This is a genomic window from Streptomyces sp. NPDC014891, assembly GCF_043081085.1.
Taxonomy (GTDB): Bacteria; Actinomycetota; Actinomycetes; order Streptomycetales; family Streptomycetaceae; genus Streptomyces.
Genome location: NZ_JBIBWF010000005.1, coordinates 231,094 through 255,928, shown reverse-complemented (window position 1 = coordinate 255,928; position 24,835 = coordinate 231,094). Strand labels below are relative to the sequence as shown.

19 protein-coding genes and 1 riboswitch are annotated in these 24,835 nt (G+C 73.7%); of the genes, 13 read left to right on the top strand and 6 right to left on the bottom strand.

Translation table 11 applies throughout. From position 1 onward, the window contains the following. Positions 1-221 precede the first annotated feature (221 nt). From ACF09E_RS16475 to ACF09E_RS16450, 6 genes are read left to right on the top strand one after another with little or no spacing between them, the layout of a single operon-like run. The gene (locus ACF09E_RS16475; RefSeq protein WP_392205816.1) at positions 222-1,436 is read left to right on the top strand and encodes a hypothetical protein; all 1,215 of its coding nucleotides are present in this window, start codon (positions 222-224) and stop codon (positions 1,434-1,436) included. After that, positions 1,433-4,117, top strand: a complete 2,685-nt coding sequence (locus ACF09E_RS16470; RefSeq protein WP_392205815.1) for a hypothetical protein — start codon at positions 1,433-1,435, stop codon at positions 4,115-4,117. Before ACF09E_RS16475 ends, ACF09E_RS16470 begins: the two co-directional genes overlap by 4 nt. Beyond that, the gene (locus ACF09E_RS16465) at positions 4,114-5,886 is read left to right on the top strand and encodes a hypothetical protein (protein ID WP_392205814.1); all 1,773 of its coding nucleotides are present in this window, start codon (positions 4,114-4,116) and stop codon (positions 5,884-5,886) included. The genes ACF09E_RS16470 and ACF09E_RS16465 overlap by 4 nt, the downstream gene beginning before the upstream one ends. After that, positions 5,876-7,822, top strand: a complete 1,947-nt coding sequence (locus ACF09E_RS16460) for a TOMM precursor leader peptide-binding protein (protein ID WP_392205813.1) — start codon at positions 5,876-5,878, stop codon at positions 7,820-7,822. The genes ACF09E_RS16465 and ACF09E_RS16460 overlap by 11 nt, the downstream gene beginning before the upstream one ends. Continuing rightward, on the top strand, positions 7,819-9,381 hold the full coding sequence (locus ACF09E_RS16455; protein WP_392205812.1) for a hypothetical protein: 1,563 nt from the start codon (positions 7,819-7,821) through the stop codon (positions 9,379-9,381). Before ACF09E_RS16460 ends, ACF09E_RS16455 begins: the two co-directional genes overlap by 4 nt. Before the next feature lie 12 nt (positions 9,382-9,393). Continuing rightward, positions 9,394-10,344, top strand: a complete 951-nt coding sequence (locus ACF09E_RS16450; protein ID WP_392205811.1) for a thiopeptide-type bacteriocin biosynthesis protein — start codon at positions 9,394-9,396, stop codon at positions 10,342-10,344. A gap of 73 nt (positions 10,345-10,417) precedes the next feature. On the opposite strand, the gene ACF09E_RS16445 is transcribed toward ACF09E_RS16450, so the two are convergent. Both ACF09E_RS16445 and ACF09E_RS16440 read right to left on the bottom strand, forming a co-directional pair. Further along, positions 10,418-11,251 carry an ABC transporter permease gene (locus ACF09E_RS16445; protein WP_392205810.1) on the bottom strand — a complete coding sequence of 278 codons (834 nt, stop codon included), beginning with the start codon at positions 11,249-11,251 and terminating at the stop codon, positions 10,418-10,420. Further along, positions 11,248-12,237: an ABC transporter ATP-binding protein gene (locus ACF09E_RS16440; protein ID WP_392205809.1), complete on the bottom strand. Its 990-nt coding sequence runs from the start codon at positions 12,235-12,237 to the stop codon at positions 11,248-11,250. The genes ACF09E_RS16445 and ACF09E_RS16440 overlap by 4 nt, the downstream gene beginning before the upstream one ends. A 220-nt stretch (positions 12,238-12,457) precedes the next feature. Between ACF09E_RS16440 and ACF09E_RS16435 the strand changes: the two genes are divergently transcribed. Together ACF09E_RS16435 and ACF09E_RS16430 are read left to right on the top strand one after the other, a co-directional pair. Beyond that, a complete protein-coding gene (locus tag ACF09E_RS16435) occupies positions 12,458-13,780 on the top strand; it encodes an FAD-dependent monooxygenase (protein WP_392205807.1) in 1,323 nt (440 codons plus the stop codon). 151 nt (positions 13,781-13,931) lie between these two features. Further along, complete coding sequence (locus tag ACF09E_RS16430) at positions 13,932-14,171, top strand: hypothetical protein (RefSeq protein ID WP_392205806.1); 240 nt, start codon at positions 13,932-13,934, stop codon at positions 14,169-14,171. A 79-nt stretch (positions 14,172-14,250) separates the two neighbouring features. Here the strand turns inward: ACF09E_RS16430 and ACF09E_RS16425 are convergent, their stop codons facing one another. From ACF09E_RS16425 to gcvT, 4 genes are all read right to left on the bottom strand, one after another. Continuing rightward, positions 14,251-15,636 (bottom strand): L-serine ammonia-lyase, encoded by a 1,386-nt coding sequence (locus ACF09E_RS16425; protein ID WP_392205805.1) that lies wholly within the window; start codon positions 15,634-15,636, stop codon positions 14,251-14,253. A 161-nt stretch (positions 15,637-15,797) separates the two neighbouring features. Beyond that, positions 15,798-17,057, bottom strand: a complete 1,260-nt coding sequence (glyA, locus tag ACF09E_RS16420; RefSeq protein ID WP_392205804.1) for a serine hydroxymethyltransferase — start codon at positions 17,055-17,057, stop codon at positions 15,798-15,800. Positions 17,058-17,081: 24 nt separating this feature from the next. Beyond that, positions 17,082-17,459 (bottom strand): glycine cleavage system protein GcvH, encoded by a 378-nt coding sequence (gene gcvH, locus ACF09E_RS16415; RefSeq protein ID WP_361854072.1) that lies wholly within the window; start codon positions 17,457-17,459, stop codon positions 17,082-17,084. Between the two features lie 77 nt (positions 17,460-17,536). Beyond that, positions 17,537-18,661, bottom strand: a complete 1,125-nt coding sequence (gcvT, locus tag ACF09E_RS16410) for a glycine cleavage system aminomethyltransferase GcvT (RefSeq protein WP_392205803.1) — start codon at positions 18,659-18,661, stop codon at positions 17,537-17,539. A 186-nt stretch (positions 18,662-18,847) separates the two neighbouring features. Next, positions 18,848-18,946, bottom strand: a riboswitch (glycine riboswitch). A gap of 151 nt (positions 18,947-19,097) precedes the next feature. Here gcvT and ACF09E_RS16405 point away from each other — a divergent pair. The 5 genes from ACF09E_RS16405 (at position 19,098) to ACF09E_RS16385 (ending at position 24,825) form a co-directional block, all read left to right on the top strand. Then, positions 19,098-19,760, top strand: a complete 663-nt coding sequence (locus ACF09E_RS16405) for an AAA family ATPase (protein WP_392205802.1) — start codon at positions 19,098-19,100, stop codon at positions 19,758-19,760. 180 nt (positions 19,761-19,940) lie between these two features. Further along, positions 19,941-20,681, top strand: a complete 741-nt coding sequence (locus ACF09E_RS16400) for an enhanced serine sensitivity protein SseB (protein ID WP_361854064.1) — start codon at positions 19,941-19,943, stop codon at positions 20,679-20,681. Positions 20,682-20,767: 86 nt separating this feature from the next. Continuing rightward, positions 20,768-21,559 (top strand): enhanced serine sensitivity protein SseB C-terminal domain-containing protein, encoded by a 792-nt coding sequence (locus ACF09E_RS16395; protein WP_392205801.1) that lies wholly within the window; start codon positions 20,768-20,770, stop codon positions 21,557-21,559. 364 nt (positions 21,560-21,923) lie between these two features. After that, positions 21,924-22,949 (top strand): ABC transporter permease, encoded by a 1,026-nt coding sequence (locus ACF09E_RS16390; protein WP_392205800.1) that lies wholly within the window; start codon positions 21,924-21,926, stop codon positions 22,947-22,949. Positions 22,950-23,058: 109 nt separating this feature from the next. Then, a complete protein-coding gene (locus ACF09E_RS16385) occupies positions 23,059-24,825 on the top strand; it encodes an ABC transporter substrate-binding protein (RefSeq protein WP_392205799.1) in 1,767 nt (588 codons plus the stop codon). Positions 24,826-24,835 lie beyond the last annotated feature (10 nt).

Genomic DNA, 24,835 nt, shown 5'->3' with positions numbered 1-24,835 from the left:
CAACCACACTCCTCGATGATCCGACCGCGTTGTCTGTTTTCAGCCAGGCCGCCGCGGGGGCGACGCGAACCGAGCCATGGCCCGAGCGTCACGGAATGGGTGACAGATGTCAGCCCGAGCCCCTTTCCCCTTTTCCCGCGCAATTCCCCGGCACATGATTGCGGCCGGAAGTCAAAGAAAGCCCAGGACGTTGTTCTCGAATTCTCGGAAGGTGCGAAAGCATGGGGGTTGATGCGCTGGAGCGCACTGCCGTGAAGCCGGATTCCGACGGCCTGACGGGCGTGCGGCTGCACACACGGATGCCGGTCACACCGGCCTGGCTCGCCCGGTACGTCGTACCGGTCGCCCGCGCGCTGAACGAGGCGGGCGCTCCCGCCGTCCAGCTGCGCCGCGGGTGGCTGCACGGGCCGCACGTCGACATCCTCGCCCGGGACGCCGCCGGCGTCCCGGGCGGCGGCCCCGACTGGGAGGGCGTCGCCCGGTCCCTGGACGCCGGCCCGCTCGACCCGCCCCGGGCCCTCACCGAGGAGACCTACCTCGACCAGGCCCGCGAGTTCGGCCGCCTGGAGGCCGTCCAGCCCCCCTACCTGCCGCTGCGCGAGCACGGCGCCGTCGAGCGGATCGAGCGCGCCGGCCAGGGCGGAGCCGTCACCCGCGACCCGCGCCTCGACCGCTTCCGCACCGTCGTGCACGGAGCCCTGACGCCCGCGCTCCTGCGGACGATCGACGACCTCGCCGGCGAGACCGGCTCCGGCACGCTCCGGCTCGCCGAGGCCTTCGTCGCCCTCGCCGACACCCACACCCTCGGCCTCGGCTACGGGGTCTTCTCCCCCCGGTCCCACGTCGAGGCCTTCCTCGCCTGGGCCGCGCCGACCAAGGACGTCCGCCCCGTCTTCCAGCAGCGCCTCGCCCAGGACGCGCCCGTGCTCCGCCGGGTCGTCGAGCAGCGGCTCAGCGGCGAGGTCTCCGCGACCGCCGCCGCCTGGCGCACCGGACTCGCCTACGGCGCGGGGGCGCTGGAGAGCGCCGTCGCCGCCGGGACCCTCACCCTCGACCTCCTCGACGGCGCCACCGCCGGACTCGACCGCTCGGAGATGGGCCCGCCCGGAGCGACCACCGTCGTCCCCCAGGGCGAGCAGCCCGACAGCGACTTCCACCGGACCGTCGGCGAGGCCGGCGTGACCTCGGCCCCGTCCCCGTGGTTCGCCTCCTTCCGCCTCCTCACCAACCTCTTCTACGAGCAGCTGCCGCTGCTCACCGTCTCCCCGATGCAGCGCTACTACACCTGCTTCGCCGTCGCCGAGACGGTCGACGAGGTCCTCGGCGTCTCCTGGCGCGAGCGCATCGCCGCACGTCACCCCGCCGGGAGCACGAGTTCCGCCGCCCACGCCCCGAGCGCCGCTCCGGGCACCGCCCCCGAGGGAGCCCTTCGATGACCGCCCCCGTGATCGGCAGCCCGACGGACCCGCGCGGGGCCGTGCCGCCCGAGCCGGCCACCGCACCGGCACCCGCCCCGACCTCCGCGCCCGCGCGGTCGGCGCCGGTACCCGAGCCGCTCTGGTTCCTGCGGGTCAACCCGCTGCGCCGGGCCCGGCTCGCCGACGCCGGACTGCGCCGGCAGCTCGTCCTCCTCACCGCCGCCGAGCAGACCCTCGCCGAGGCCGCGGCCGCCGCCTCCGACGAGCTGTACGAGCGGATCGGCGCCGCGACCGACGACGCGGACCGGCGGGCGCTCATCGCCCTGCGCCGCGCCGTGAACAGCGGCAAGGCCCCGAAGGCGACCCCGGAGGAGGCCGGCCCCGTGATCGGCGCCTGGCTCGAAGCCCGCCGGGAACGCGACCGGATCCGCGCCGAACTGGTCGACGGCTACCCCGACGCTGCCGAACGCGAGCGCGGGGTCCTCGCCGAACTCCTCGGCGACGCCGACCTGCTGCGCTCGCTCGCCCTCGTCGCCCCCGAGGTCCACCAGGAGGCCGAACGCTACCGCGCCGCCGTCCGGGCCCCCGGCCGGGTCCCCGCCAAGAGCCGCAAGTCCGAGCGCGGACTCATCCAGTACGTCACCCGCGCCATGGTCCGCACGAGCCCCCTCGCCCGCTTCACGGCCGTCGGCATCGCCGAGCCCGACCCGGCCGCGCCCGGCCCCGACGAGGCGGGCTTCGGCGGCGCGACCGCCTTCCCCGGTCTCGACCGCGTGATGCTCAACTACGTGCTCGGCGGCCTGCCCGACCCCGCCGACCGGGCGATCGAGGACCTGTGGATCGGCCTCCCGCCGACCTCCGCCCCCGACCCGGCGGCCGGCAAGCTCTTCTTCCTCAAGCCCTCGCCCGAGGGGATGCGCCGGGCCGCCGTCGCCCTCGACGGACCCGCCGGAGACCTCCTCGACGCGGTCTCCATGGGCCCCCGACCCTTCGTCTCCGTCGTCGCCCACGTCGCCGAACGCTCCGGCATCGCCGCCGCGGACGCCGACCAGAAGGTCCGCGGCGCCGTCGCACAGGGCCTCCTCTGCACCTTCCACGAGGCCGAGGACGGCTCCACCGACTACGACGTCCTGCTCACCCCCGACGACCCCCGTCCCGTGACGAAGCTGCTCACCGACCGCGTCAAGGCGGGCCTGCCCGCCTTCACCGCCGCACCCGCCGCCGGACGCGGCGACGCCCTGGCCGAGCTGCGCGGAGCCCTCGGAGAACTCAGCCACGCCGCCGGCCGCCCCGCCCACGTCACGGTCGAGGAGGACTACGTGATGCCACCGCTCAAGGTGGCCACGGAACCCTGGAAGGAGTCCCTGAAGGACCTCGGCCCCGCCGTCGAGCTCCTCACCGTCTTCGACTGGCTGCACGACGTCCGCGTCCTCATGACCGCCGCGTTCGTCGAGCGCTTCGGCCCCGGGGCCAACGTCCCCCTCGCCGCCCACGCCCCCTTCGTCGTCGGCGAGGTCTCCCGCCGCGCCGCCGCCATGGCCGCCGTCTACGGCCCCGACGGCCCCGGCGACCCGACCGCCCTCAAGGGCATCGGCCCCGCCGACGGCTCACTGGAGCGCATCTACGAACTGCGCCGCGAGGTCACCGCATCGCTCCACGCCCTCATCGGAGAGGCCGTCGAGCGCGGCGACGACACCCTCCGCATCAGCCCGGAGCAGGTCGCGGGCCTCACCGGCGACCTCCCGGAGCGCTTCCGCCGCGACCCGCTGATCTACGGCATCCTGCTCCAGCGCGGCGACGGCCACCTCGTCCTCAACGACGGCCTGCCGGGCCACGGCATGCTCTACGCCCGCTTCCTGGAGGCCGACCGCCGCCTCGGCGGCCGCGCCCTGCCCCGCCTCGCCGACCACGTACGCCGGGTGTACGGCTACGACGGCGCCCGCGTCACCGAGGACCTGGGCCTGCACCGCCTCAACGTCAACGCCCACACCCCGATCCTGCCCGGCGGCCTCACCCCCGACGACTGGTTCGGACTGCGGCTCGCCCACGACCCCGAGACCGACTCCCTGCGCGTCGAGGACGCCGACGGCGCCCCGCTGCGGGTCCTCCCGCTCGGCACCGGCCACCCCGGCCTCTTCCCGCCGCCGCTCTCCGTCGCCTCCGGCCTCGCCATCAGCGGCCGCCTCTTCAACGCCCTCCCCAACAGCTGGCACGCCGCCACCCCCTGGGACCGCACCGCCACCCGCGTCGCGCCCCGGATGGCCGTCGGCGACGTCCTCATCGGCCGCCGACGCTGGTACGGCGGAGAGGAACTCGGCACCGCCCTCGCCGCCGGCCCCGAGGAGCACGAACGGCTGCTCGCCCTCAACGCCTGGCGCGCCAAGTACGGCGTACCCGAGGAGGTCGTCGTCAAGACCGTCCCCGAGGACGAGGGCCCGCTCTCCGTCGGAGCCCCCGACATCCAGTCCAAGCGCCTCCAGCAGAAGCCCCAGTACGTGGACCTGAGCAGCGCGCTCGGCGCCCGCGTCCTGCCCCGGATGCTGGAGCGCCGCGGCGCCGACACCGGCGGCAGTTACCTGGAGGAGGCGCTGCCCGGAGTCGTCGACGGCACCCACGCCACCGAGTGGGTCGTCGAGGTCGGCCGTACCGCCGGCGGCCGCTTCACCTACCACCCGACGACCGAGGCGGAGGAGCGATGACCACGCCCGCGAAGGCGCTCAGGACGCGCCCCGACCTGCACTACGCGCCCGTCCCCGGCGGCGTCTACTTCAGCGGCGTCCGCGCCCGGTTCGTCCTGCGCGGCTCCGAGGTCCTGCACGCCGTCGCCCAGGGCTGCGTCCCCCTCCTGGAGGGCGGCACCGACGAGGACGCGCTCGTCGCCGAGATCGGCACCGAGCGCGCCCGCCCCGCCGTCCGCCTCCTCGTCGACAGGCTCCGCGAGAACGGACTGCTCCTCGACCCGGCCGCACACACCGCGCCCGAACCGCCCGCCGACGTCCGGGCCCGGCACGCCGAGGCACTCGCCCGCCTCGAAGGCCTCCTCGACGACCCGTACGGGGCCTTCGCCCGGCTGCGCGCCGCGACCGTCCTGGTCACCGGCCCGCCCACCGCCACCGGACCGGCCGCCCGCGGCCTGCGCCGGGCCGGGGTCGGCACGGTCCTCACCGACCCGCGCGACCCGGCCGCCGTCCCGGACGCCGTCCTCGACATCCGCGAGGACGACGGAAGCCCGGCACCGTCCGCCGACGCGCCCCTCGTCGTCCCCGTACGCCTCGGGGGCACCGGCGTCACCCTCGTCGGCCCCGCCCTCACCGATCCCTCGGACCGGACCGTCCGCGACGCGTTCCACACCCGGGCCCGCGCCTGGGCCGACGCCGAGTCCACCGCACCCGCACCCCGACCCGTGGCGGACGCGCTCGCCGGCGCCCTCGGCGCACAGCTCCTCGTCGACGTCCTCACCGGCACCGCCGACCCGGGCGAGGCCCACGTCGTGCACGGGACGGACCTGACCTCCGACCGGGTCACCGTCGGGGGAGCCCACCAGGCGGCCGCGACCGGCCGACCGGGCTCCCTCCCCGAGGGTCCGTACACCCTCGGCTCCGCCCCCGCCGATCCCCGCCCCGAACCGGACGAGGCACGCGAGACGGCGACCCCGCTCACCGCCCGCTGGACCGGGCCGCTCGCCCTCGCCGAGGGCGCCGACCTGCCCCAGATGCCGCTCGCCCTGCGCGCCGCCGAACTCCGCACCGGCGGCACCACGACCACGGTCCTCGCCTGGGCCGCCCACCAGGAGACCGCCACCGCGGCGGCCGTCCTGCAGGCCCTGCGGGCCCTCATCCCCGGGGCTCCCACCCCGGCGGCAGGCCCGCCCGCCCGCATCCCCGGGGATCCCACCCCGGCGGCAGGGCTCACGAGGGAACACTGGCTCCTCGACGGCGCACTGCGCCTGCTCGCCGAGGAGACAGCGCCCCTTCCGGCGAAGACCGACACCCCGCACGTGCCGCCCGCGGCCCTCCCGGCGGGCGCTCCCGCCGCGGCCGCGGGCGGCGTGGCGTGCGAGGGCCTCGACGCGGAGGGGCTGCGGATCCTCGCCGGACTCCGCGCCCTGCTGCCCACGGAACCCGCGATACGGCTCCACGCCGTCACCGGACTCGACTGGCGGCTCGCCGAGGTGACCGCCGACGGCGCCGCGCTCGGCCGGGCCTGGGGCGCCGACGCGGCCGAGGCCGCCCGGTACGCCCTGTGCACCGCTCTCGCCCGCGTCCAGACCGCGGACGCCCCCGGCACCGTCGACCCGCTCTCCACCGACGCCCTGCTCCTCGCCGACCGCGCCGCCCTGGACGCCCTCCGCGCCCAGCTGGCCGCCCGCACCGGCACCGCCTACCGGGGCGAGGCCCACCGCCACGACCCCGTGCTCGGCGAGCTCCCCCTCTGGTACGGCCCCGTGGAGGCCCACGATGCCCACTGACACGCTCACCCCCGTCCCCGCCCCCGCCCCCGCCCTCGCCCGGGGCCCTGGGCTCGACGTCCACCCCGCCGACGAGGCGTGGCGCCCCGCGCTCGACGCCCTCGCCGGCCTCCTCCCCGAGGGCACCGTCGCGGTCGACCGCGGCTGGCACCTCGACTGGGAGCGGGCGCGGTTCGACGAGGCCGCCGCCACCGGCCGGCCCCACCTCTCCGTCCGCGTCCTCGCCGACGAGGTCCTGGTGGGACCGCTCTGGCGGCCCGGCACCGACGCCGGCTGCGCCGGCTGCGCCGAGGTCCGCGACCGCACCGTCCCCGACCACCCGCTCGCCGGCGACCTGCGCCACGCGACCGCGGCCCCCGGGCCGGGCGCGCCGCTCCTCCCCGAACTGCTCCGGGCGACCCTGGAGCACCTGGCGAGGCGGCCGCTCGGGCCCGGCGAACTCTTCTCCGTCTCGCCGCGCGGCCTGCGCCGGCACCGGATCGCCCGCAGCTTCCACTGCCCGCTCTGCGGACCGGCGGACGCCCTCCTCGACGGCACCCGGACCCCGGCGCCGCTCACCCCGACCGACCGGCCCGCCTTCCCGGACGACTGCACCCGCACCGCCGCGAGCCGGCTCGTCGAGCGCGGCGTGCTCCAGGACCGCCTGGTCGACGACCGCTTCGGTCCCGTCCGCGCCCTCCTGCGCGAGTCCCGGGCCCCCTTCGCGATGAGCATGGCCGTCGTGCCGGACGCCCCGGCGATGGGCCACGGCCGCGCCCGGACCTTCGCCGAGACCGGACCCGTGGCGGTCCTGGAGGCGTACGAGCGGCTCGCGGGCTTCCCGTACGACATCCCGGTCCTCACCCACCGCTCGTACACCGAGGTCGCGGACCACGCCGTCGACCCGGCGGGGCTCGGGCAGTACACCGCCGAGCAGCTCGCCCACCCGACCAGCCGGGCCACGCCGTTCGACGCCGACACCCCGATGGACTGGGTGTGGGGCCACGACCTGGACGACGGCCGGGCCCTGCTCGTCCCCGCCGACCACGCCTTCTACCAGTACGAGTACAACCACCGCCGCGACCGCCGGGCCGCACGCGCCGCCGGCACACCCGGCCGCAAGCACTACTTCTACGAGTCGTCCAGCGGCTGCGCCGTCGGCGCCAACCTCGAAGAGGCCGCCCTGCACTCGCTGTTCGAGCTCGCGGAGCGGGACGCCTTCCTGCTCTCCTGGCACCGGGCCGCGCCCCTGCCGACCATCCCGAACTCCTCCCTCACCGACCCCACCAGCCGGGCTATGATCGAGCTGATGGAGTCCCGCGGCTTCGACGTGCACCTCCTCGTCGCCACCCGGGACATCGGCCTGCCGGTCGTCTGGGTGCTCGCGGTCAACCGCCTCAACCCCTTCCCCGCCACCTTCTCCTCGGCCGGCTCCGGCGCCGACCCGCAGTCCGCGATCCGGGGCGCCCTGCGCGAGGTCGCCCAGCTCGTCACCAACCCGGTCGACTGGACCCGCGAGACCGTCGAACCGATGGTCGAGGACCCCTGGCTGGTCCAGGAGCTGGAGGACCACGTCCGTTTCTCCTCGCTGCCCGAGACCGCCGCCCGCGCCACCGCCGCGCTCGGGGGACCCCGGGTCACGCTCGACGAGGCCTTCCCCGACTGGCCGGGCCGCATGGCGCGGGGCTCCGGCGGGGACGTGCGGGGCGCCCTGGACTTCGTCCGCGGACTGTTCGCCGAGGCCGGGCTCGACCGGATCGTCCTCGTCGACCAGACCAGCCGCGAACACGCCGACGCCGGCATCCACGTGGCCCGCGCGGTCGTCCCCGGCATCGTCCCGATGTGCTTCGGCCACGCCCAGCAGCGGCTCGCCGGACTGCCCCGGCTCACCGCCGCCCTGCGCGGCACCGGGCAGGAGCACCGGGCGATCCCCCTCGACCCCCACCCGTTCCCGTGACCGCCCCGACGGCCCCCCGCGCGGCCGCCGGCGCGGAGGCGCCGCCCCGCCGCGGCCCCGTCGACCTGCCAGGCCCCGAGGGCGACAACAGCATCGCCCGCGAACCCCTCTGGTACGCCTACGGGGCGGGCGACGACGCACCCGGGGCACCCCCGTGGACCTGGGTCCCGCAACCACCGCCCGACACCCACGTACCGCCCCCGCCGCCGCGCGGGGGCGGCCCGCGCGAGACCCTGCCGCTCGGCACCCACGACCGGCTCGCGGCGCTGCCCCACCCCGGGCCGCCGCCCGGCGGTCCACGGGGGCCGGGCGCGGCCGAACCGGTCGGGGACCGGCTCGGCCGCGCCCTCGTCACCGCCTTCGGGCCCCAGCGGAGAGAGCCCGAGAACCCCTACAACGACCACCGGCCGTACGCCTCGCCGCGCTGCCTGTTCCCCGTCCACGCCTTCGTGGACGGGGGCGCGGGCATGCCGTGGCGCCTCCTCGAACCGGACCGGCACGCCCTCACCGGCACCCGGGAGGCCCCCGCGGGCAACATCGTCCTCACCGGCCGGTACACGAGCGTGCCGCCCGCCTACCAGTGGTTCCGCGGCTCCCTCATCGCGATCGAACTGGGCTTCGTGCTGCGGGCGTTGAGCCTCGGTCTCGAACTCTTCGACGTGCCGGCCAGGCTCCGGCTCCCCGGCCCGGACGCCCACGCGCTCCTGCCCGCGCTCGGCCTCGACGACGCCTGGGCCTGGTCCCTGCCGTTCGTCGTGGAAGTCGACGGCGGGGGAGCGCCGCCCGGCGGCACGGTCCCCGTCCCCGGGCCGCCGGCCCACCTCGCCCGCACCGACCCCGCCCTCGACGCGCTGATCCGCGTCAACCGGGAACAGACCTACGACCCCGCCCCCGCCCCGCTCACCACCGCCGTCCCGGCCGGCCTCGGCCCGTCGGCGACCGCGCCGGACTGGGCCGAGCTGCTGTGGCGGCGCCACTCCGGACGCATGCCGAGGGCCCTGCACGGCATGAGCGGACGCCGCGCCGACGTGCCCGCCGAGGCACTCGACAGCGCCGCCCGCTGGCTCTCCGTACCGCCGCCCGGCACCGAACTCGCCGCGGCCTTCGCGATGCTGACCGTCACCGCCGTCGTCCAGGGCGTCGACGGGCGGACCGACGGCGTCCACCGGCTCCGGGACGGCGCCGCGCACCTCCTGCGCGCCGACCCGACCGCACCCGAGCGCCTGGAGGAGCAGTACGGCTACGGCGTCTCGCCCGTCAACGGCTGCGGCATCCGCCACGCCCCCCTGACCGTGTTCCTGTCCGTACGGACCCGGGAGCTCTTCGCGCGCCTCGGGACCGCCGGCTGGGGCGCCGTCCAGCACGCCGCCGGCTGGGCCGCGCACGGACTCTGCCTGTCCGCCGCCGCCTCCGGCCTCTTCGCCCGCCCCGTGCGGGCCTTCAAGGAGATTCCCACCCAGCGCGTCCTCGGCCTCGCACCCGACGAGATGATCGTCCTGTCCGTGGTCGTGGGAGTACCGCAGGACACCGGCGGCGCGCTGCTCGACCTCAGACTCTGAAGGAGCGTCCCCGTGACCCCGACCCCGACCCCCGCTGCGGCCACCGCCCCGCCGCCCGCGGCGCCGGCGACCGCATGGACCGCCTGGCACCTCCACCTCGGCACGACGGCCCGGTCGGCACACGACCGGGTCGTCACCGACGTCATCGGTCCCACCGTCCGCGAACTCGCCCCCGGCACGCCCTGGTTCTTCATCCGCTACTGGCAGTCCGGCCCGCACCTCCGGCTCCGCGTGGGCGACCTCGACGGGGCCGCACGCACCCGCGTGGCGGCCGCGCTCGCCGCACGCCTGGCCGTCGCCGGAGCGCCCGCGCCGGGCGAGGAGCCGCTCGACCCCGCCGCCTACCGCAGCGGGGCCGAGCGGCTCGCCGCCGCCGGCGAGACCGGCGAGAACACCTCCGTGAAGGCCCTGCTGCCGCCCGGCGTCCACCCGGCGGTCTACGAGCCGGAGTTCGACCGCTACGGCGGCCGGGCCCTGATGCCCGCCGCCGAGTCCCTCTTCACCCTGTCCAGCCGCCTCGTCCTCGCCGCCCTGCCCCGGGTGGGCGACGAGCGGCAGCGGGCCCTGCTCGCCCTGCGCGGCACCGTCGCCGTCGCGGCCGCCCTCGGGGACCCGGCGGAACGCGCGTACTACTACGCCCACGGCCTCGGCGCCTGGCGCGCCTGGGCCGCCGAGGCGGGCCACCCGGCCGAACTCCTCGACACCGTCACCCGGGTCGAGGGGACGGTCGCCCTCGACCCGGACGCCCACGGCCCCTTCGCCGACTGGCACGCCCGGATCGCCGCCCACGCGGACGAGATCCGCGCCCAGTCGCCGGCCCACCCGGGCATGGTCCTCTTCTCGCACGCGCACATGCTCCACAACCGGCTCGGCCTGAGCCTCCTGGAGGAGCTGCGCACCTACGCCGTCCTGGCCCGCGCCTTCCCCCTGCCGGAGGGCGCCCCCGTACCGCGGAACGTCTGACCTAAGCCCCCCCACGGGGAACACGAAAGGCCCGACCGGTCGCCGGTCGGGCCTTTTCGTGGTGCTCGCCCGCCTACTCGGGGCGCGGGTCCCAGCGGAAGCTGCGGACGGCGATCAGGGCTCCGATCACGCCCCAGGCGGCGAGGACCGCCAGGTCGCGCCACTGGAAGCCGGCGTCCTGGGTGAAGAGCGCCAGCATGGCGTCGTTGAACGGCTTCACGGGCAGCAGGCCCGCGATCGTGTTCAGCAGCTCGGCGTGGATCGGGAAGTAGCTGCCCGAGATGAAGACCAGCGGGAACTGGATGAACTGCACGACGGCCGGGGCCGCCTCCGAGTTCTTGATCAGCGAGGCCACGCCGACGCCCAGCGCGCAGAAGCTGGCCGCGCCGAGGACGAGGGTGACCAGGACCGCGCCCCAGTGGGTGGGCAGGTCCACGCCGTAGAGCGCGCCGATGCCGAAGACGAGCGCGACGTCGACGATGCTCACGACGACGCAGTGCACGAGCAGACCGGCGAAGTAGACCCAGGCCGGCAGCGGCGTGGCGTGCAGCCGCTTCAGCACGCCGGTCTGCCGGCGCATCGCCAGCACGATCGCCAACTGGCCGTAGCAGGCCCCGAGTACGGACACGGCGGCGATCACCGGCGTGTAGTACTGCATGCCGGTCAGGCCGAAGAAGAAGTCCTCGCCCTCGCTGCCGCTGAACACGGCCCCGAAGATGCTGATGATCACGATGGGCAGGACGAACGTGAAGACCATCGACTGCGGGTTGCGCCAGAACGACAGCTGCTCGTAACGGATCTGATGGCCCAGCAGGGCCAGCGGGTTCCGTTCGCGCGGGGCGTCCGCGCGGGCCGCCGGGACCGCCGGGGCGGTCGTCTCGGTGCTCGGGGGGATCAAGGTGGTCATGAGCGGCTCCGTCCGGGTCGGCGGCCTCGTCCCGCGGGCGCCTTGCGCTCCCGCGCGGACGACGGCGAGGAGGCTTCCTGCTGTACGTACTCGCTGGTCAGGCTCAGGTAGACGTCCTCGAGCGTCGGCTGCTCGACGGTCAGCCGGTCGAGCGTCGCACCCCGGTCGAGCGCCCAGCCGGTCAGCCGGTGCAGCGCGGCCGTCGCCTCGGTCGTCTCGGCCGTCACCAGGCCGTCCTCCACGTCGCTCACCTGCAGGGGAACGTCGGCGAGCGCGGCGCCGGGCGGGAGCGCGAAGCGGATCCGGGTCTGGGCGCTGTCGCGGCCGCCCAGGGTGTCAGGGGTGCCGGAGGCGACGATCCGGCCCTCGGCGATGACCACGACCGAATCGGCCAGCGCCTGCGCCTCGTCCATGTAGTGGGTGGTGAGGACGATGGTCGTGCCGTCGTCGCGGAGGTTGCGCACGACGTCCCAGGCGCCCCGGCGGGCGTTGGGGTCGAAGCCGGTCGTCGGCTCGTCGAGGAACAGCAGCCTGGGCCGGCCGACGACGCCGAGCGCCAGGTCGAGCCGGCGCTTCTGGCCCCCCGACAGGTCCTTGACCTTGGCGCCCTTCTTCTCCTCCAGGCCGACGAGGTCGAGGAGTTCGTCGACGTTCCGCGGGTCCGGGTAGTAGCCCGCGTTGCGGGCCACCGTCTCCCGCACCGACAGATAGGGCTCCACGGCGATGTCCTGGAGGACGAGGCCGACCTGGCCGCGCAGCCAGTGGCCGTCCGCCTTGACGCCGGGGTCGCGGCCGAGGACCTCGACCCGGCCGCCGTCGCGCTCCCGGAAGCCCTCCAGGATCTCCAGGGTGGTGGTCTTGCCCGCGCCGTTCGGCCCGAGCAGGGCGAAGATCTCGCCCTCGGCGACGCTGAAGTCGACGCCGCGCACGGCCTCGTGGTCGCCGTACCGCTTGTGCAGGCCTTCCACGGCCACCGCGGCGGTCACCGCGGTCCCTCGGCTCGTGTCACTGTGTGCCTCCCGGTGTGGTGGTGGGACGTCGTGGGGTCGTCGCCCGCAGACGGACTCCGGGGCGCCGCCTCGACGTTAGGCGCGGGCCGGGGGCCCGGCCGGGCCCCGGAGGGGCGGCGGTGACGGACGTCATGGAAGCCGCGACAGTTGTCAGAGGGGGGCGTGACCCGCGTTGCCGGGGGCCGGTGGGCGACCCATGCTCGGGGTGCGGCGGACGGCCGGGCCGCGGGATTCCGCGGCCGGTGGCGCCGACGGTGCCGACACAGCAGCGACACGGAAGGCGGTCTCAAAGGTGCGGTTCGGGGATCTGGACGAGTGGGGAGCGGAGGAGCGGCCGCACGTCTCGGTGGTCGGTGCCGGCATCGGCGGACTGACGCTGGCCGGTGCGCTCTCCTCCATGGGAGTTCCGTACACGGTGTACGAGCAGACGCGGCGGCTCGCGGAGGTGGGGGCGGGAGTCCAGCTCTCGCCCAACGCCGTGCGGCCGCTGCTGCGGCTCGGCCTCGGCCCTGCCCTGCGCGAGCGGGCGGTGGCGATCGAGGCCATGGAGGTACGGGGGTGGAGCGGGCGGCCGATCGCCCGGACGCCCCTGGGCGCGGAGTGCGAGCGGATGTTCGGAGCCCCGTACTACACGGTGCACCGGGCCCACCTGCACGACGCGCTCCTGACCCTCGTCGACGGGGGCAGCCTGAAGCTGGGCGAGCGCCTGAGCGGGGCGCGGGAGGCGGACGGGCCGGACGGCGGCGTGCGGCTGTCCTTCGAGGACGGCACCGTCCGCGGGGCGGAGCTGGTCGTGGGCGCCGACGGCATCCACTCCACCGTCCGCGAGGCGTTCCGCCGCGACGAGCCCGAGTTCTCGGGTCTCGGCATCTACCGGGGCCTGGTGCCCGTGGACCGGCTGCCGGACGAGGCCCGCGCGCCTCTGGTGCGCCTCTGGCTCGGCCCGGGCGGGCACTTCGTGTGCTACCCGGTCGCGGCGGGGGAGTACCTGAGCTTCGCGGCGACGGTGCCGATGGCGCAGTCCCCGGGCGAGTCCTGGTCGGTGCCGGGCGACCCGGAGGCGCTGCGCCGGGTCTTCGGCGGCTGGACCGGTCTGGTCGCGGACGTCGTGGGCGCCGTGGAGTCGACCCTCCAGTGGGCGCTGCACGACCGGCCGCCGCTGGACGTGTGGTCCTCGCGCCGGCTGACCCTGCTCGGCGACGCGGCCCATCCGATGCTGCCGTTCATGGCGCAGGGCGCGAACCAGGCGATCGAGGACGCGATGGACCTGGCGGCCTGCCTGGCCGATCCGGCGTCCTCGACGACGGCGGCCCGGCTCGACCGCTACCAGGCGCTCCGGATCCCCCGCACGGCGGAGATCCAGCGCGGCTCGCGCGGCAACGCCGGGATCCTGCACCTGCCGGACGGCCCGGCCCAGCGGCGCCGGGACGCGCGCATGGCGGTCCACGCGTCCCTCCGGGACCGGGCGATGCTGTACGCGCACGAGACGGGCAGGAGCGTGGTGCCGACCCCGGCGTGATCAGGTTATTGGTCTGGACCTATTGTGCGGCCCTGCCCGCGACGGTACGTTCGACCCGGCTGCGCAGCCGGCACATACCGCACCGCAACGCTTCACATCGCATCGTCACGCACTCCGCCGGGGCATCCCGGCGTTTTCAGGAGGACATGCCATGAACCGTCGCATCGCAGCCGTACTCGCCACCGCGGCCACGGCCGGAGCGCTCGCGCTCGGCACCGCGGGCACCGCCGAGGCCGCGGGTCCCGGCTTCTACCCGCGCAGCCACCACTCCTCGTACGCCGAGTGCCAGGCGGCCGGCGTCGCGGGCCGTCCGCTCTGGGGCGCGCTCTTCCTCTGCGAGCCCTTCGCCCCGTCGCGCCCGGACGTCTACGTCCTCTGGGTGCGCTACTGACCCGGCCCCCGGCCCGGGCGGCGGCGGCCGCCCGGCCCGGGGACCGCCCACCGGCCGGGGGCCCGCCCGGAGAATCGGTTCAGCACTCGATGATGTTCACCGCGAGCCCGCCCCGCGCGGTCTCCTTGTACTTGACGCTCATGTCCGCGCCGGTCTCCTTCATGGTCTTGATGACCTTGTCGAGGGAGACCAGGTGGCTGCCGTCGCCGCGCATCGACATCTTCGCCGCCGTGACGGCCTTGACCGCCGCCATGCCGTTGCGCTCGATGCACGGGATCTGCACCAGGCCGCCGACCGGGTCGCAGGTCAGGCCCAGGTTGTGCTCCATTCCGATCTCGGCCGCGTTCTCCACCTGCTCCGGCGTGCCGCCGAGGACCTCGGCGAGCGCGCCCGCCGCCATCGAGCAGGCCGAGCCGACCTCGCCCTGGCAGCCGACCTCGGCGCCGGAGATCGAGGCGTTCTCCTTGAAGAGCATGCCGACCGCGCCGGCCGCCAGCATGAAGCGGACGATGCCGTCTTCCTTCTCCTCTTCCGAGGCGGCTCCCGCCCCGAAGTTCGTGTAGTAGTGCAGGACGGCGGGGATGATGCCGGCCGCGCCGTTCGTCGGGGCGGTGACCACCCGGCCGCCCGCCGCGTTCTCCTCGTTCACGGCCATCGCGTAGAGGGTGATCCACTCCATGGCGTGCATCTTGGGGTCGCCCTCGGAGCGCAGCTTGCGGGCCAGGTTCGCGGCGCGCCGGCGCACCTTCAGACCGCCGGGCAGGATGCCCTCGCGGGACATGCCGCGCGAGACGCAGGACTGCATGACCCGCCAGATCTCCAGCAGGCCCGCGCGGATCTCGTCCTCGGTGCGCCAGGCCTTCTCGTTCTCCAGCATCAGCGCGGAGATCGACAGGCCCGTCTCCTTCGCGAGGCGGAGCAGCTCGTCGCCGGTGCGGAAGGGGTACTTCAGGACGGTGTCGTCCGGGACGATCGGGTTCTCGCCCTGGACGGCGTCCTCGTCCACGACGAAGCCGCCGCCGACCGAGTAGTACGTCTTCTCCAGGACCGGGGCGCCCTCGGCGTCGTACGCGAAGATCGTCATGCCGTTGGCGTGGTACGGCAGCGCCTTGCGCCGGTGCAGGATCAGGTCGGCGTCGAAGTCGAAGGGGATCTCGTGCGCGCCGAGCAGGTTGATCCGGCCGCTCGACTTGATCCGCTCGACCTCGTCGTCGGCCGTCTCCACGTTCACCGTGCGGGGCGAGCTGCCCTCCAGGCCCAGCAGGACCGCCTTCGGGGTCCCGTGGCCGTGGCCGGTCGCACCCAGGGAGCCGTACAGCTCCGCCCGGATGCGGGCGGTGTGGGCCAACAGGCCCTCGTTCTTCAGGCGGCGGGCGAACATCCGGGCGGCTCGCATCGGACCCACCGTGTGGGAGCTCGACGGGCCGATGCCGATCGAGAACAGGTCGAAGACCGAGATGGCCACGAAGACTCCTTGTGGGGCTAGACGCCGTTGTCTGCCGGGGTGGAGCAGAGAAGCGCGAAGAAGGACGTGCGGTACAGCGCGGGGACATGGGGTGGGGCACCGCGCTCACCGTCCAGTGTGCGCGGTGCCCCAGGGTTCCGGTCGAACAAAAGCGTACGAAACTACTTCAGGCCGGGGTACAGCGGGTGCTTGTCCGCCAGCGCGGTGACCCGCGCCTTGAGGGACTCGGCGTCGAAGCCGGGCTTCAGGGTCTCCGCGATGATGTCGGCGACCTCGGCGAAGTCCTCGGCCTGGAAACCGCGGGTGGCGAGCGCCGGCGTGCCGATGCGCAGACCGGAGGTGACCATCGGCGGGCGCGGGTCGTTCGGAACGGCGTTCCGGTTGACCGTGATGCCCACCTCGTGGAGGCGGTCCTCGGCCTGCTGGCCGTCCAGCTCGCTGTCGCGCAGGTCGACGAGGAGCAGGTGGACGTCCGTGCCGCCGGACAGGACGGAGACACCGTGGGCGGTGACGTCGTCCTGGACCAGGCGCTCGGCGATGATGCGGGCGCCGTCCAGGGTGCGCTGCTGGCGCTCCTTGAACTCCTCCGAGGCCGCGACCTTGAAGGAGACGGCCTTGGCCGCGATCACGTGCTCCAGCGGGCCGCCCTGGAATCCGGGGAAGACCGAGGAGTTCAGCTTCTTCGCGAACTCCTTCTTCGCCAGGATGATGCCGCCGCGGGGGCCGCCGAGCGTCTTGTGCGTGGTGGAGGTCACCACGTCCGCGTACTCGACCGGGTTCGGGTGCAGACCGGCCGCGACCAGACCCGCGAAGTGGGCCATGTCGACCCACAGGTAGGCCTCGACCTCGTCGGCGATCCGGCGGAACTCGGCGAAGTCCAGCTGGCGCGGGTAGGCGGACCAGCCCGCGATGATCACCTTGGGGCGGTGCTCCTTGGCGAGGCGCTCGACCTCGGCCATGTCGACCAGACCGGCCTCGTCCACGTGGTACGCGACCACGTCGAACTGCTTGCCCGAGAAGTTCAGGCGCATGCCGTGGGTCAGGTGGCCGCCGTGCGCCAGGTCCAGACCCAGGATCGTGTCGCCGGGCTGGGCGATCGCGAAGAGGGCGGCCTGGTTCGCGGAGGCGCCGGAGTGCGGCTGGACGTTGGCGTACTCGGCGCCGAACAGGTCCTTGATCCGGTCGATCGCGATCTGCTCGGCCACGTCGACGTGCTCGCAGCCGCCGTAGTAGCGGCGGCCCGGGTAGCCCTCGGCGTACTTGTTGGTGAGGACGGAGCCCTGCGCCTCCATGACGGCGACCGGAGCGAAGTTCTCCGACGCGATCATCTCGAGGGTGGACTGCTGACGGCGGAGCTCGGCGTCGACGGCGGCGGCGACGTCCGGGTCCAGCTCGTGGAGGGGAGTGTTCAGAAGCGACATGAATCGATCCCTAGGGGTGTCGGGTTAGCCGGCGGTGAACGCGGCGTACTCGTCGGCGGTGAGCAGGTCCTCCGGCTCGCCCGTGAGGCGTACCTTGAACAGCCAGCCACCCTCGAACGGAGCGGTGTTCACGAGGGACGGGTCGTCCACGACGTCCTGGTTGGCCTCGACGATCTCGCCCGTCACCGGGGCGTACAGGTCGCTGACCGACTTGGTGGACTCCAGCTCGCCGCAGGACTCGCCCGCGGTGATCGTGGAGCCGACCTCCGGGAGCTGGGCGTAGACGACGTCACCGAGCGCGTTGGCGGCGAACTCCGTGATGCCGACGGTCGCGACACCGTCCTCGGCGGCCGACAGCCACTCGTGCTCCTTGGTGTAGCGCAGCTGCTGGGGGTTGCTCATGGCCTGATTCTCCTGGATCGGGGGAGTGCTGATGAACGAGGGTCTTGCGGGATGAGACGCGAAGTGAGACGGACGCGTCACTTCTGGCGCTTGTAGAACGGCAGTGCCACGACCTCGTAGGGCTCGTGGGTGCCCCGGACGTCCACACCTACACCCTGGGTGCCGGGCTCGGCGTGCGCCGCGTCCACGTACGCCATGGCGATCGGCTTTCCGAGGGTGGGGGAGGGGGCGCCGGAGGTGACCTCGCCGATCACCACGCCGTCCTTGACCACCGAGAAGCCGGCCCGCGGGACCCGGCGGCCCTCGGCGACCAGACCGACGAGCTTGCGCGGCGGGGCGGTCTCGGCACGCTCGGCGGCCTTCTCCAGCGCCTCTCGGCCGACGAAGCGGCCGTCGTTCGTCGTCTTCTCGAACTTCACGACCCGGCCCAGACCCGCGTCGAAGGGGGTCAGCGCGGTGGTCAGCTCGTGGCCGTACAGCGGCATGCCCGCCTCCAGGCGGAGCGTGTCGCGGCAGGACAGGCCGCAGGGAATCAGACCGACCGGCGCGCCGGCCTCGGTCAGCGCCACCCAGACCTGCTCGGCGTGCTCGGGCTTCAGGAACAGCTCGAAGCCGTCCTCGCCGGTGTAGCCGGTACGGGCGATCAGCGCGGGCACCCCGGCGACCGTGCCCGGCAGGCCGGCGTAGTACTTCAGACCGTCCAGGTCGGCGTCCGTGAGCGACTTCAGGATGCCGGGGGACTCCGGGCCCTGGACCGCGATCAGGGCGTAGGCGTCGCGGTCGTCCCGGACCTCGGCGTCGAAGCCCTCCGCGCGGGCCGTGAGCGCGTCCAGGACGGTCTGCGCGTTGGAGGCGTTGGCGACGACCATGTACTCCGTCTCGCCGAGGCGGTACACGATCAGGTCGTCGAGGATCCCGCCGTCCTCCTGGCAGATCATCGTGTAGCGGGCGCGGCCCACGCCCACCGTGGAGATGTTGCCGACCAGGGCGTGGTCGAGGAGCTCGACGGCCCGCGGGCCGGTGACCGTGATCTCGCCCATGTGGGAGAGGTCGAACAGGCCCGCCCGGGTGCGGACGGCGACGTGCTCGTCCCGCTCGCTGCCGTACCGGAGCGGCATGTCCCAGCCGGCGAAGTCGGTCATGGTCGCGCCCAGCGAACGATGCAGGGCATCGAGGGCGGTCAGACGGGGGGCAGTGCTCATGGGTGGCTCCCGGGTCCCAAGGGCGTGATCGGTGACGAAACACATGACGGGCGAGGACGTCCTCCCCATCTGTCATGGAACCTGAGAGGTTCACCGAGAGCATCTCGTCGCCGGGAGACCGGCACCGAGAGGTCGGCTTGCACCTTGGGTGGGGACACGGCACGGTGTCCCGCTTTTCAGATCTGCCTCATCCACGCGGTACGGGGCCTGAGAGATTCAAGGGAGGGTCTTGCTCCTTCGGCGTCCGGACACGCCTGGCGTCCGGAACTCTCCCGCGCGGATTCGAGCGGCCGGTATGCGATTGTGCGGCGACTGTGCGCGCCTGGCGCGCACATCATTGCACGCGAGGTCGGCGTGGCACATCGCTTGTGTCCCATTACCGCTTCTTTACACTTTGTGGGCAAGGGTCTTCCCGGGCCCGGCAGGGGGAGAAGCGATGAGGTACGAGCACACCGGCGCATATGCCCGAAGTACCGGCATACCGTCCCAGCGGGCCCGCGCGCGCACCCGCGGCCGCGGACGGCTCCTGCGCGACCTGCGCGAGCGCGGCGGCCGCGGCCCCCGCGCCCTCACCTTCGCCCCCGGCGACCTGGTGGTCGTCTCCGGCCTGCCCGGCAGCGGCAAGTCCACCCTGATGCGACGCGCGGCCGACGGCGCCGGCATCGACTCGCAGGACACCCGGGAGCGCTGGGAGGCCCGCATGCCCCGCCTCCTGCCGTACGCCGTCTACCGCCCCCTGGTCCGCATCGCGCACTACGCGGGCCTGCACCGCGCCCTGCGCTCCGGCGCCGGGGTGATCGTGCACGACTGCGGCACCCAGTCCTGGGTCCGGGGCTGGCTCGCCCGGGAGGCCCGGCGCCGCGGCCGCGCCCTCCACCTGGTCCTCCTCGACGTGGACCCGGACACCGCCCGCGCGGGCCAGCGGGCCCGCGGCCGGGGCGTCTCCGCGTACGCCTTCGCCCGGCACCGGCGGGCCGTCGCCCGGCTCGTCGCCGCAGCGGAGTCCGGCCGGCTGCCGCACGGCTGCGCCTCCGCGACCCTGCTCGACCGGGACGCGGCGGACCTCCTGCGGACGATCGGCTTCCGCCAGGCGGCCTGAGGCGGGCGGCCCGGGCCCCGGCGGCGCGCGACCGCCCGCCGCGGCCCGGGCCGCTGTGACGTACGCCCCTGTCCCGGAGTGTCCGTACCGCTTCTTTTGGCCACGGCGGCGCCGGGGCGGCGTTAGGGTGCTGCCGGGGCGGCCGGTACGGCAGGCCGTGCGAGAAGGGGAAACGCGACCGTGGACGTGACGTGGCCGGGCAACGAGCTCGAAGAGGTCCTTGCCGCCTCACTCGGCAACCCCGCGGCGGGCGCCCGCCTGGTCGAGGTCCTCGGCCGCAGCCCGGTCTGGGTGCCCCTGCCCAACGGCGGCGGACCCGACAGCCCGAACCTCGACCTCGCCACCATGGAGATCGACGGCGCGGCCTACGTCCCCGTCTTCAGCTCCGAGGAGCAGTTCCTCGCCTGCGTCGGCGGCCACATGTCGTTCACCGTCGCCCCTGCCCGTGACTTCGCCCGCGGCCTGCCCCCGCAGCTCGGCATCGCCGTGAACCCCGGCGGCGTCGTCGGCGTCCCGCTGCCCCCGCCGGCCGTCGCCGAGCTGTGCCGCGTCGGCCGCACCCCGCTCGACGGGCCCGCCACCGGCGGCCGCGTCCGGCTCTTCGAGCCCGACTGGCAGGACGACCCGGTCGACTTCCTCGCCGCCGCCTCCGCCGAGTTCGAGGCCACCGGCGTCGTCACCACCGCCCGCCGGGCCCTCGCCAGCGTCGAGGGCACCGAACCCGCCCTCTTCATCGGCGTGCAGCTCGCGGCCTGGGACGGCGTCGACCGCAACGCGCCCCTGGACGCCCTCGGCCGCGCCCTCGGCCGCGTCGAGTGCGCCTGGCCGGTCAACCTCATCCTGCTCGACATGGCACAGGACCCGGTCGGCGACTGGATGCTGGAGCGGGTGCGCCCCTTCTACCAGCGCGCCGCCGTGTGACGGACGGCCTGTTTAAGCTGAACTTCTCGACAGCAGGCACAGACGTCGGCAACAGCGACGGCGACGGAAGAGGGGCAGGACCCAGGGTGAGCGCGTCAGGCACCGCGGCGACCGGACAGGTCGAGCACATGCTGCGCCAGGTGGCACCCGGACGCTACGACGCGTACGAGCAGCTGCTGCACGCCCTCGCCGACGGCGAGCTGTGGATGCTGCTCTGGCAGGGCTCGCCCGGCTCGTCCGACGCCCAGTACGGGAACATGGAGGTCGACGGCTTCGGCTACGCGCCCTGCGTCACCTCCGCGCAGGAACTGGCCGCCTCCGGCTGGCACCGCGCCCACGAGCTCGTCACCGGCCGGGAGATCGCCCGCGCCCTCTACCCCGACCGCTGGGGCGTCTGGCTCAATCCGCACGCCCCCGGCGGCGGTGTCGGCATCCCCTGGGCCGACCTCCGCCGGATCGCCACCGGCCTCGACCGGATGCCCGCCGGGCCGCTCCGGGTCACCGAGCCCACCCTGGAGATCCCGCAGTTCTACGCCCTGCTCACGCAGAACGCGCACCGCACCCCCGCCGTCCGGGCGCTGCGCCGCGGCTGGGTGCAGCCCGCGCTCGGCTCCCCGTACCTCGCCATCGGCCTCGACCTGTACGACACCTCGGCGGCCGCCGTCGACACCGTCCGGTCGATGATGCGCCAGTCCATCGGCGCCGTACCCGACGGGCTGCCCGTCTCCACGGTCGCCCTCTCCGACGGGTACGACCCGGTGGCCCTCTGGCTGCGCGCCAACGGGCGCCCGTTCTACGACCGCGAGGCGCACGCCGGACGCGGCGGGGCGCCCGCCCCGGGCTACGGATACCCCCCGCCCGCGCCGTCCGGATACTGAGACGTACACCTTCTCCCCTCCTTCCCCATCAGCCTCCGGAGTCCGCTCCGGAGGCTTTCGTTCGCCCCAATTCAGGAGCTCGAACGCATAGTTGAGGGGACATGTCCGATTGAGGGGAAGAGGCCCCGAGATGGTCCGCTCAGGCGCCCCCGACGTCCGGATAACGGAAGTCGCAGCACCGCATCACGTTTGAGCAAACATTCCTCGTCAGGGCTGGCGGGTGATCACAAGCACATTGAAGACTCCCCGGAACACCGGGCGTTCGGCTCCTTTCGAGCAGGTCGCCCGGCAGGTTGTTCCACCGAGCCGCTACCCGCGGCGGGCAAGGGCCGGCTACCGGCGGCCGAGAGGGGTCCTCACCACGATGACGGCACCACTGCACGAGAAGAGTGCGGGCGAGGCGACCGCCACCGTCGATGGCGCGCCCGTCGCCCCCGGCTTCCCCGAGGCCGGCGCCCCCGCCAAGGCGATCGAGGGCCGCTCGCCCTGGCAGATCGCCTGGACCCGGCTCAAGCGCGACAAACTGGCCCTCGCGGGCGCCTTCGTCGTCGTCTTCCTCATCCTCGTCGCGATCTTCGCGCCGGTCATCGTCGGCCTCCTCGGCCACCCGCCGGACGAGTTCCACGAGGACCAGATCGACCCCCTGTTCGGCACCCCGATCGGCTCCTGGGGCGGCGTCAGTTCCGACTTCCTCTTCGGAGTCGAGCCCGTCAACGGCCGCGACGTCTTCAGCCGTATCGTCTACGGCGCCCGGATCTCGCTCCTCGTCGCCTTCCTCGCGGCGGTCTTCGCCGTCGTCCTCGGCACGGTCCTCGGCATCATCGCCGGCTACTTCGGCGGCTGGGTCGACGCGGCCCTCAGCCGGGTCATGGACGTGATGCTCGCCTTCCCGCAGCTGCTCTTCACGATCGCCCTCGTCTCCGTCCTGCCGAACCAGCTCCTCGGCCTCGACGGCTCCGGCGTCCGCATCGCCGCCCTGGTGCTCGTCATCGGCTTCTTCGGCTGGCCGTACGTCGGCCGCATCGTCCGCGGCCAGACCCTCTCGCTGCGCAACCGCGAGTACGTCGAGGCCGCCCAGAGCCTCGGCGCCGGCCGCCTCTACATCCTCCGCCGCGAGCTGCTGCCGAACCTGATCGCCCCGATCACGGTCTACGCGACCCTCATGATCCCCACCAACATCCTCACCGAAGCGGCGCTCAGCTTCCTCGGCGCGGGTGTCAAGCCGCCCACGGCCTCCTGGGGACAGATGCTGTCGACGGCCATCACCACCTACGAGTCGGACCCGCTGTTCATGGTGATCCCCGGCTTCGCGATCTTCATCACCGTCCTGGCGTTCAACCTCTTCGGCGACGGCGTGCGTGACGCGCTCGACCCGAAGGGCTCCCGCTGACCGTTCGCCGACGACCCGCACGACCCGCCCCTGCCGCTGGCGACAGGAGGCTGAACCCCAATCGGCGGACCGCCGTACGGCCGCCACTATCCCGGAGGTTGCTGGACCCATGCTGAAGAGCTCTCAGCGCAGAATCGCCGCGGGCGCGCTGCTCGCGGCGGCCACGATGGTCGTCACCACCGCGTGCGGCGGCGGCAACGGCGGCGGCAGCGGCGACAAGGGCAAGGGCGGTGCGCCCGGCTTCAACGCCGGTGTGAACAAGGTCGCCAACGCCTCCGACAAGAAGGGCGGCGAGCTCAAGTTCATCGGCTCGCAGGAGGCCGACTCGTGGGACCCGCAGCGCGGCTACTACGGCTTCGTGTGGGACTTCGCGCGCTACTACACCCGTCAGCTGGTCACCTTCAAGGCCGAGCCGGGCGCCGCCTCCACCGAGCTCGTCCCGGACCTCGCCACCGACGCCGGCAAGGTCTCGGCCGACGGCCTCACCTACACCTTCACGCTGAAGGACGGGGTGACCTGGGAGGACGGCAAGCCGATCACCTCCAAGGACATCAAGTACGGCATCGAGCGCATCTGGGCCCAGGACGTCATCTCCGGCGGCCCGATCTACCTCCAGCAGGTCCTCGACCCCAAGGGCGAGTACAAGGGCCCCTACAAGGACACCTCCGCGGACAAGCTCGGCCTGAAGGCGATCGAGACCCCGGACGACAAGACCATCATCTTCAAGCTGCCGGTCGCCAACGGCGACTTCCTGCAGATGCTGGCCATGCCCGCCGCCTCCCCGGTCCGCCAGGACAAGGACACCAAGGCCAAGTACGGCCTGAAGCCCTTCTCCTCCGGCCCGTACAAGTGGGACTCGTACACCCCGAACAAGTCCATCAAGCTCGTCCGCAACGACAAGTGGGACGCCAAGACGGACACCGTCCGCAAGGCCCTGCCGGACAAGGTCAGCGTCACGTTCACCACGAACGCCGACGACATGGACAACCGCCTGGTCGAGGGCGAGTACGACCTCGACATCAACGCCACCGGCGTCGGTGCCTCGGCCCGCCAGAAGGTGCTCCAGCAGCACAAGGGCAACGTCGACAACCCGCAGACGGGCTTCATCCGCTACGCGGTCTTCCCGCAGACGGTGATCCCCAACATCGAGTGCCGCAAGGCCATCATCTACGCGGCCGACTCCAAGTCCCTCCAGACCGCCCGCGGCGGCCCGCAGGCCGGTGGCGACATCGCCACCAACATGCTTCCGCCGGCGATCAAGGGTGCCGACCCGAAGGCCGACCCGTACGGCAAGCTCGGCGGCGCCCCGGACCTGGCCAAGGCCAAGGACGCGCTCAAGAAGTGCGGCAAGCCGAACGGCTTCAAGACCACGATCGCGGTCCGCAACAACAAGAAGATCGAGATCGCGACTGCCGAGTCCCTCCAGCAGTCGCTGAAGGCCGTCGGCATCGAGGCCGAGATCGACCAGTTCGACGGCGCCCAGACGTCCGGCATCATCGGTTCGCCGAAGGTCGTCAAGGACAAGGGCTACGGCATCATCATCATGGGCTGGGGCGCCGACTTCCCGTCCGGCCAGGGCTTCCTCCAGCCGCTCGTCGACGGTCGCTTCATCCTCCAGAGCGGCAACAACAACTTCTCGGAGCTGAACGACAAGGCCGTCAACGGCCTGTTCGACCAGGCGCTGAAGGAGACCGACCCGGTCAAGGCCGGCGAGCTCTACAAGCAGATCAACACGAAGGTGTCGGAGGCCGCGGTCTACCTGCCCTTCACTCACGAGAAGAACATCATCTGGCGCAGCTCCCGGCTGACCAACGTCTACACGGCGGACGCCTACAACGGCCGCTACGACTACGCGTCGCTCGGCGTCGTCAAGTAATCCGACCCGT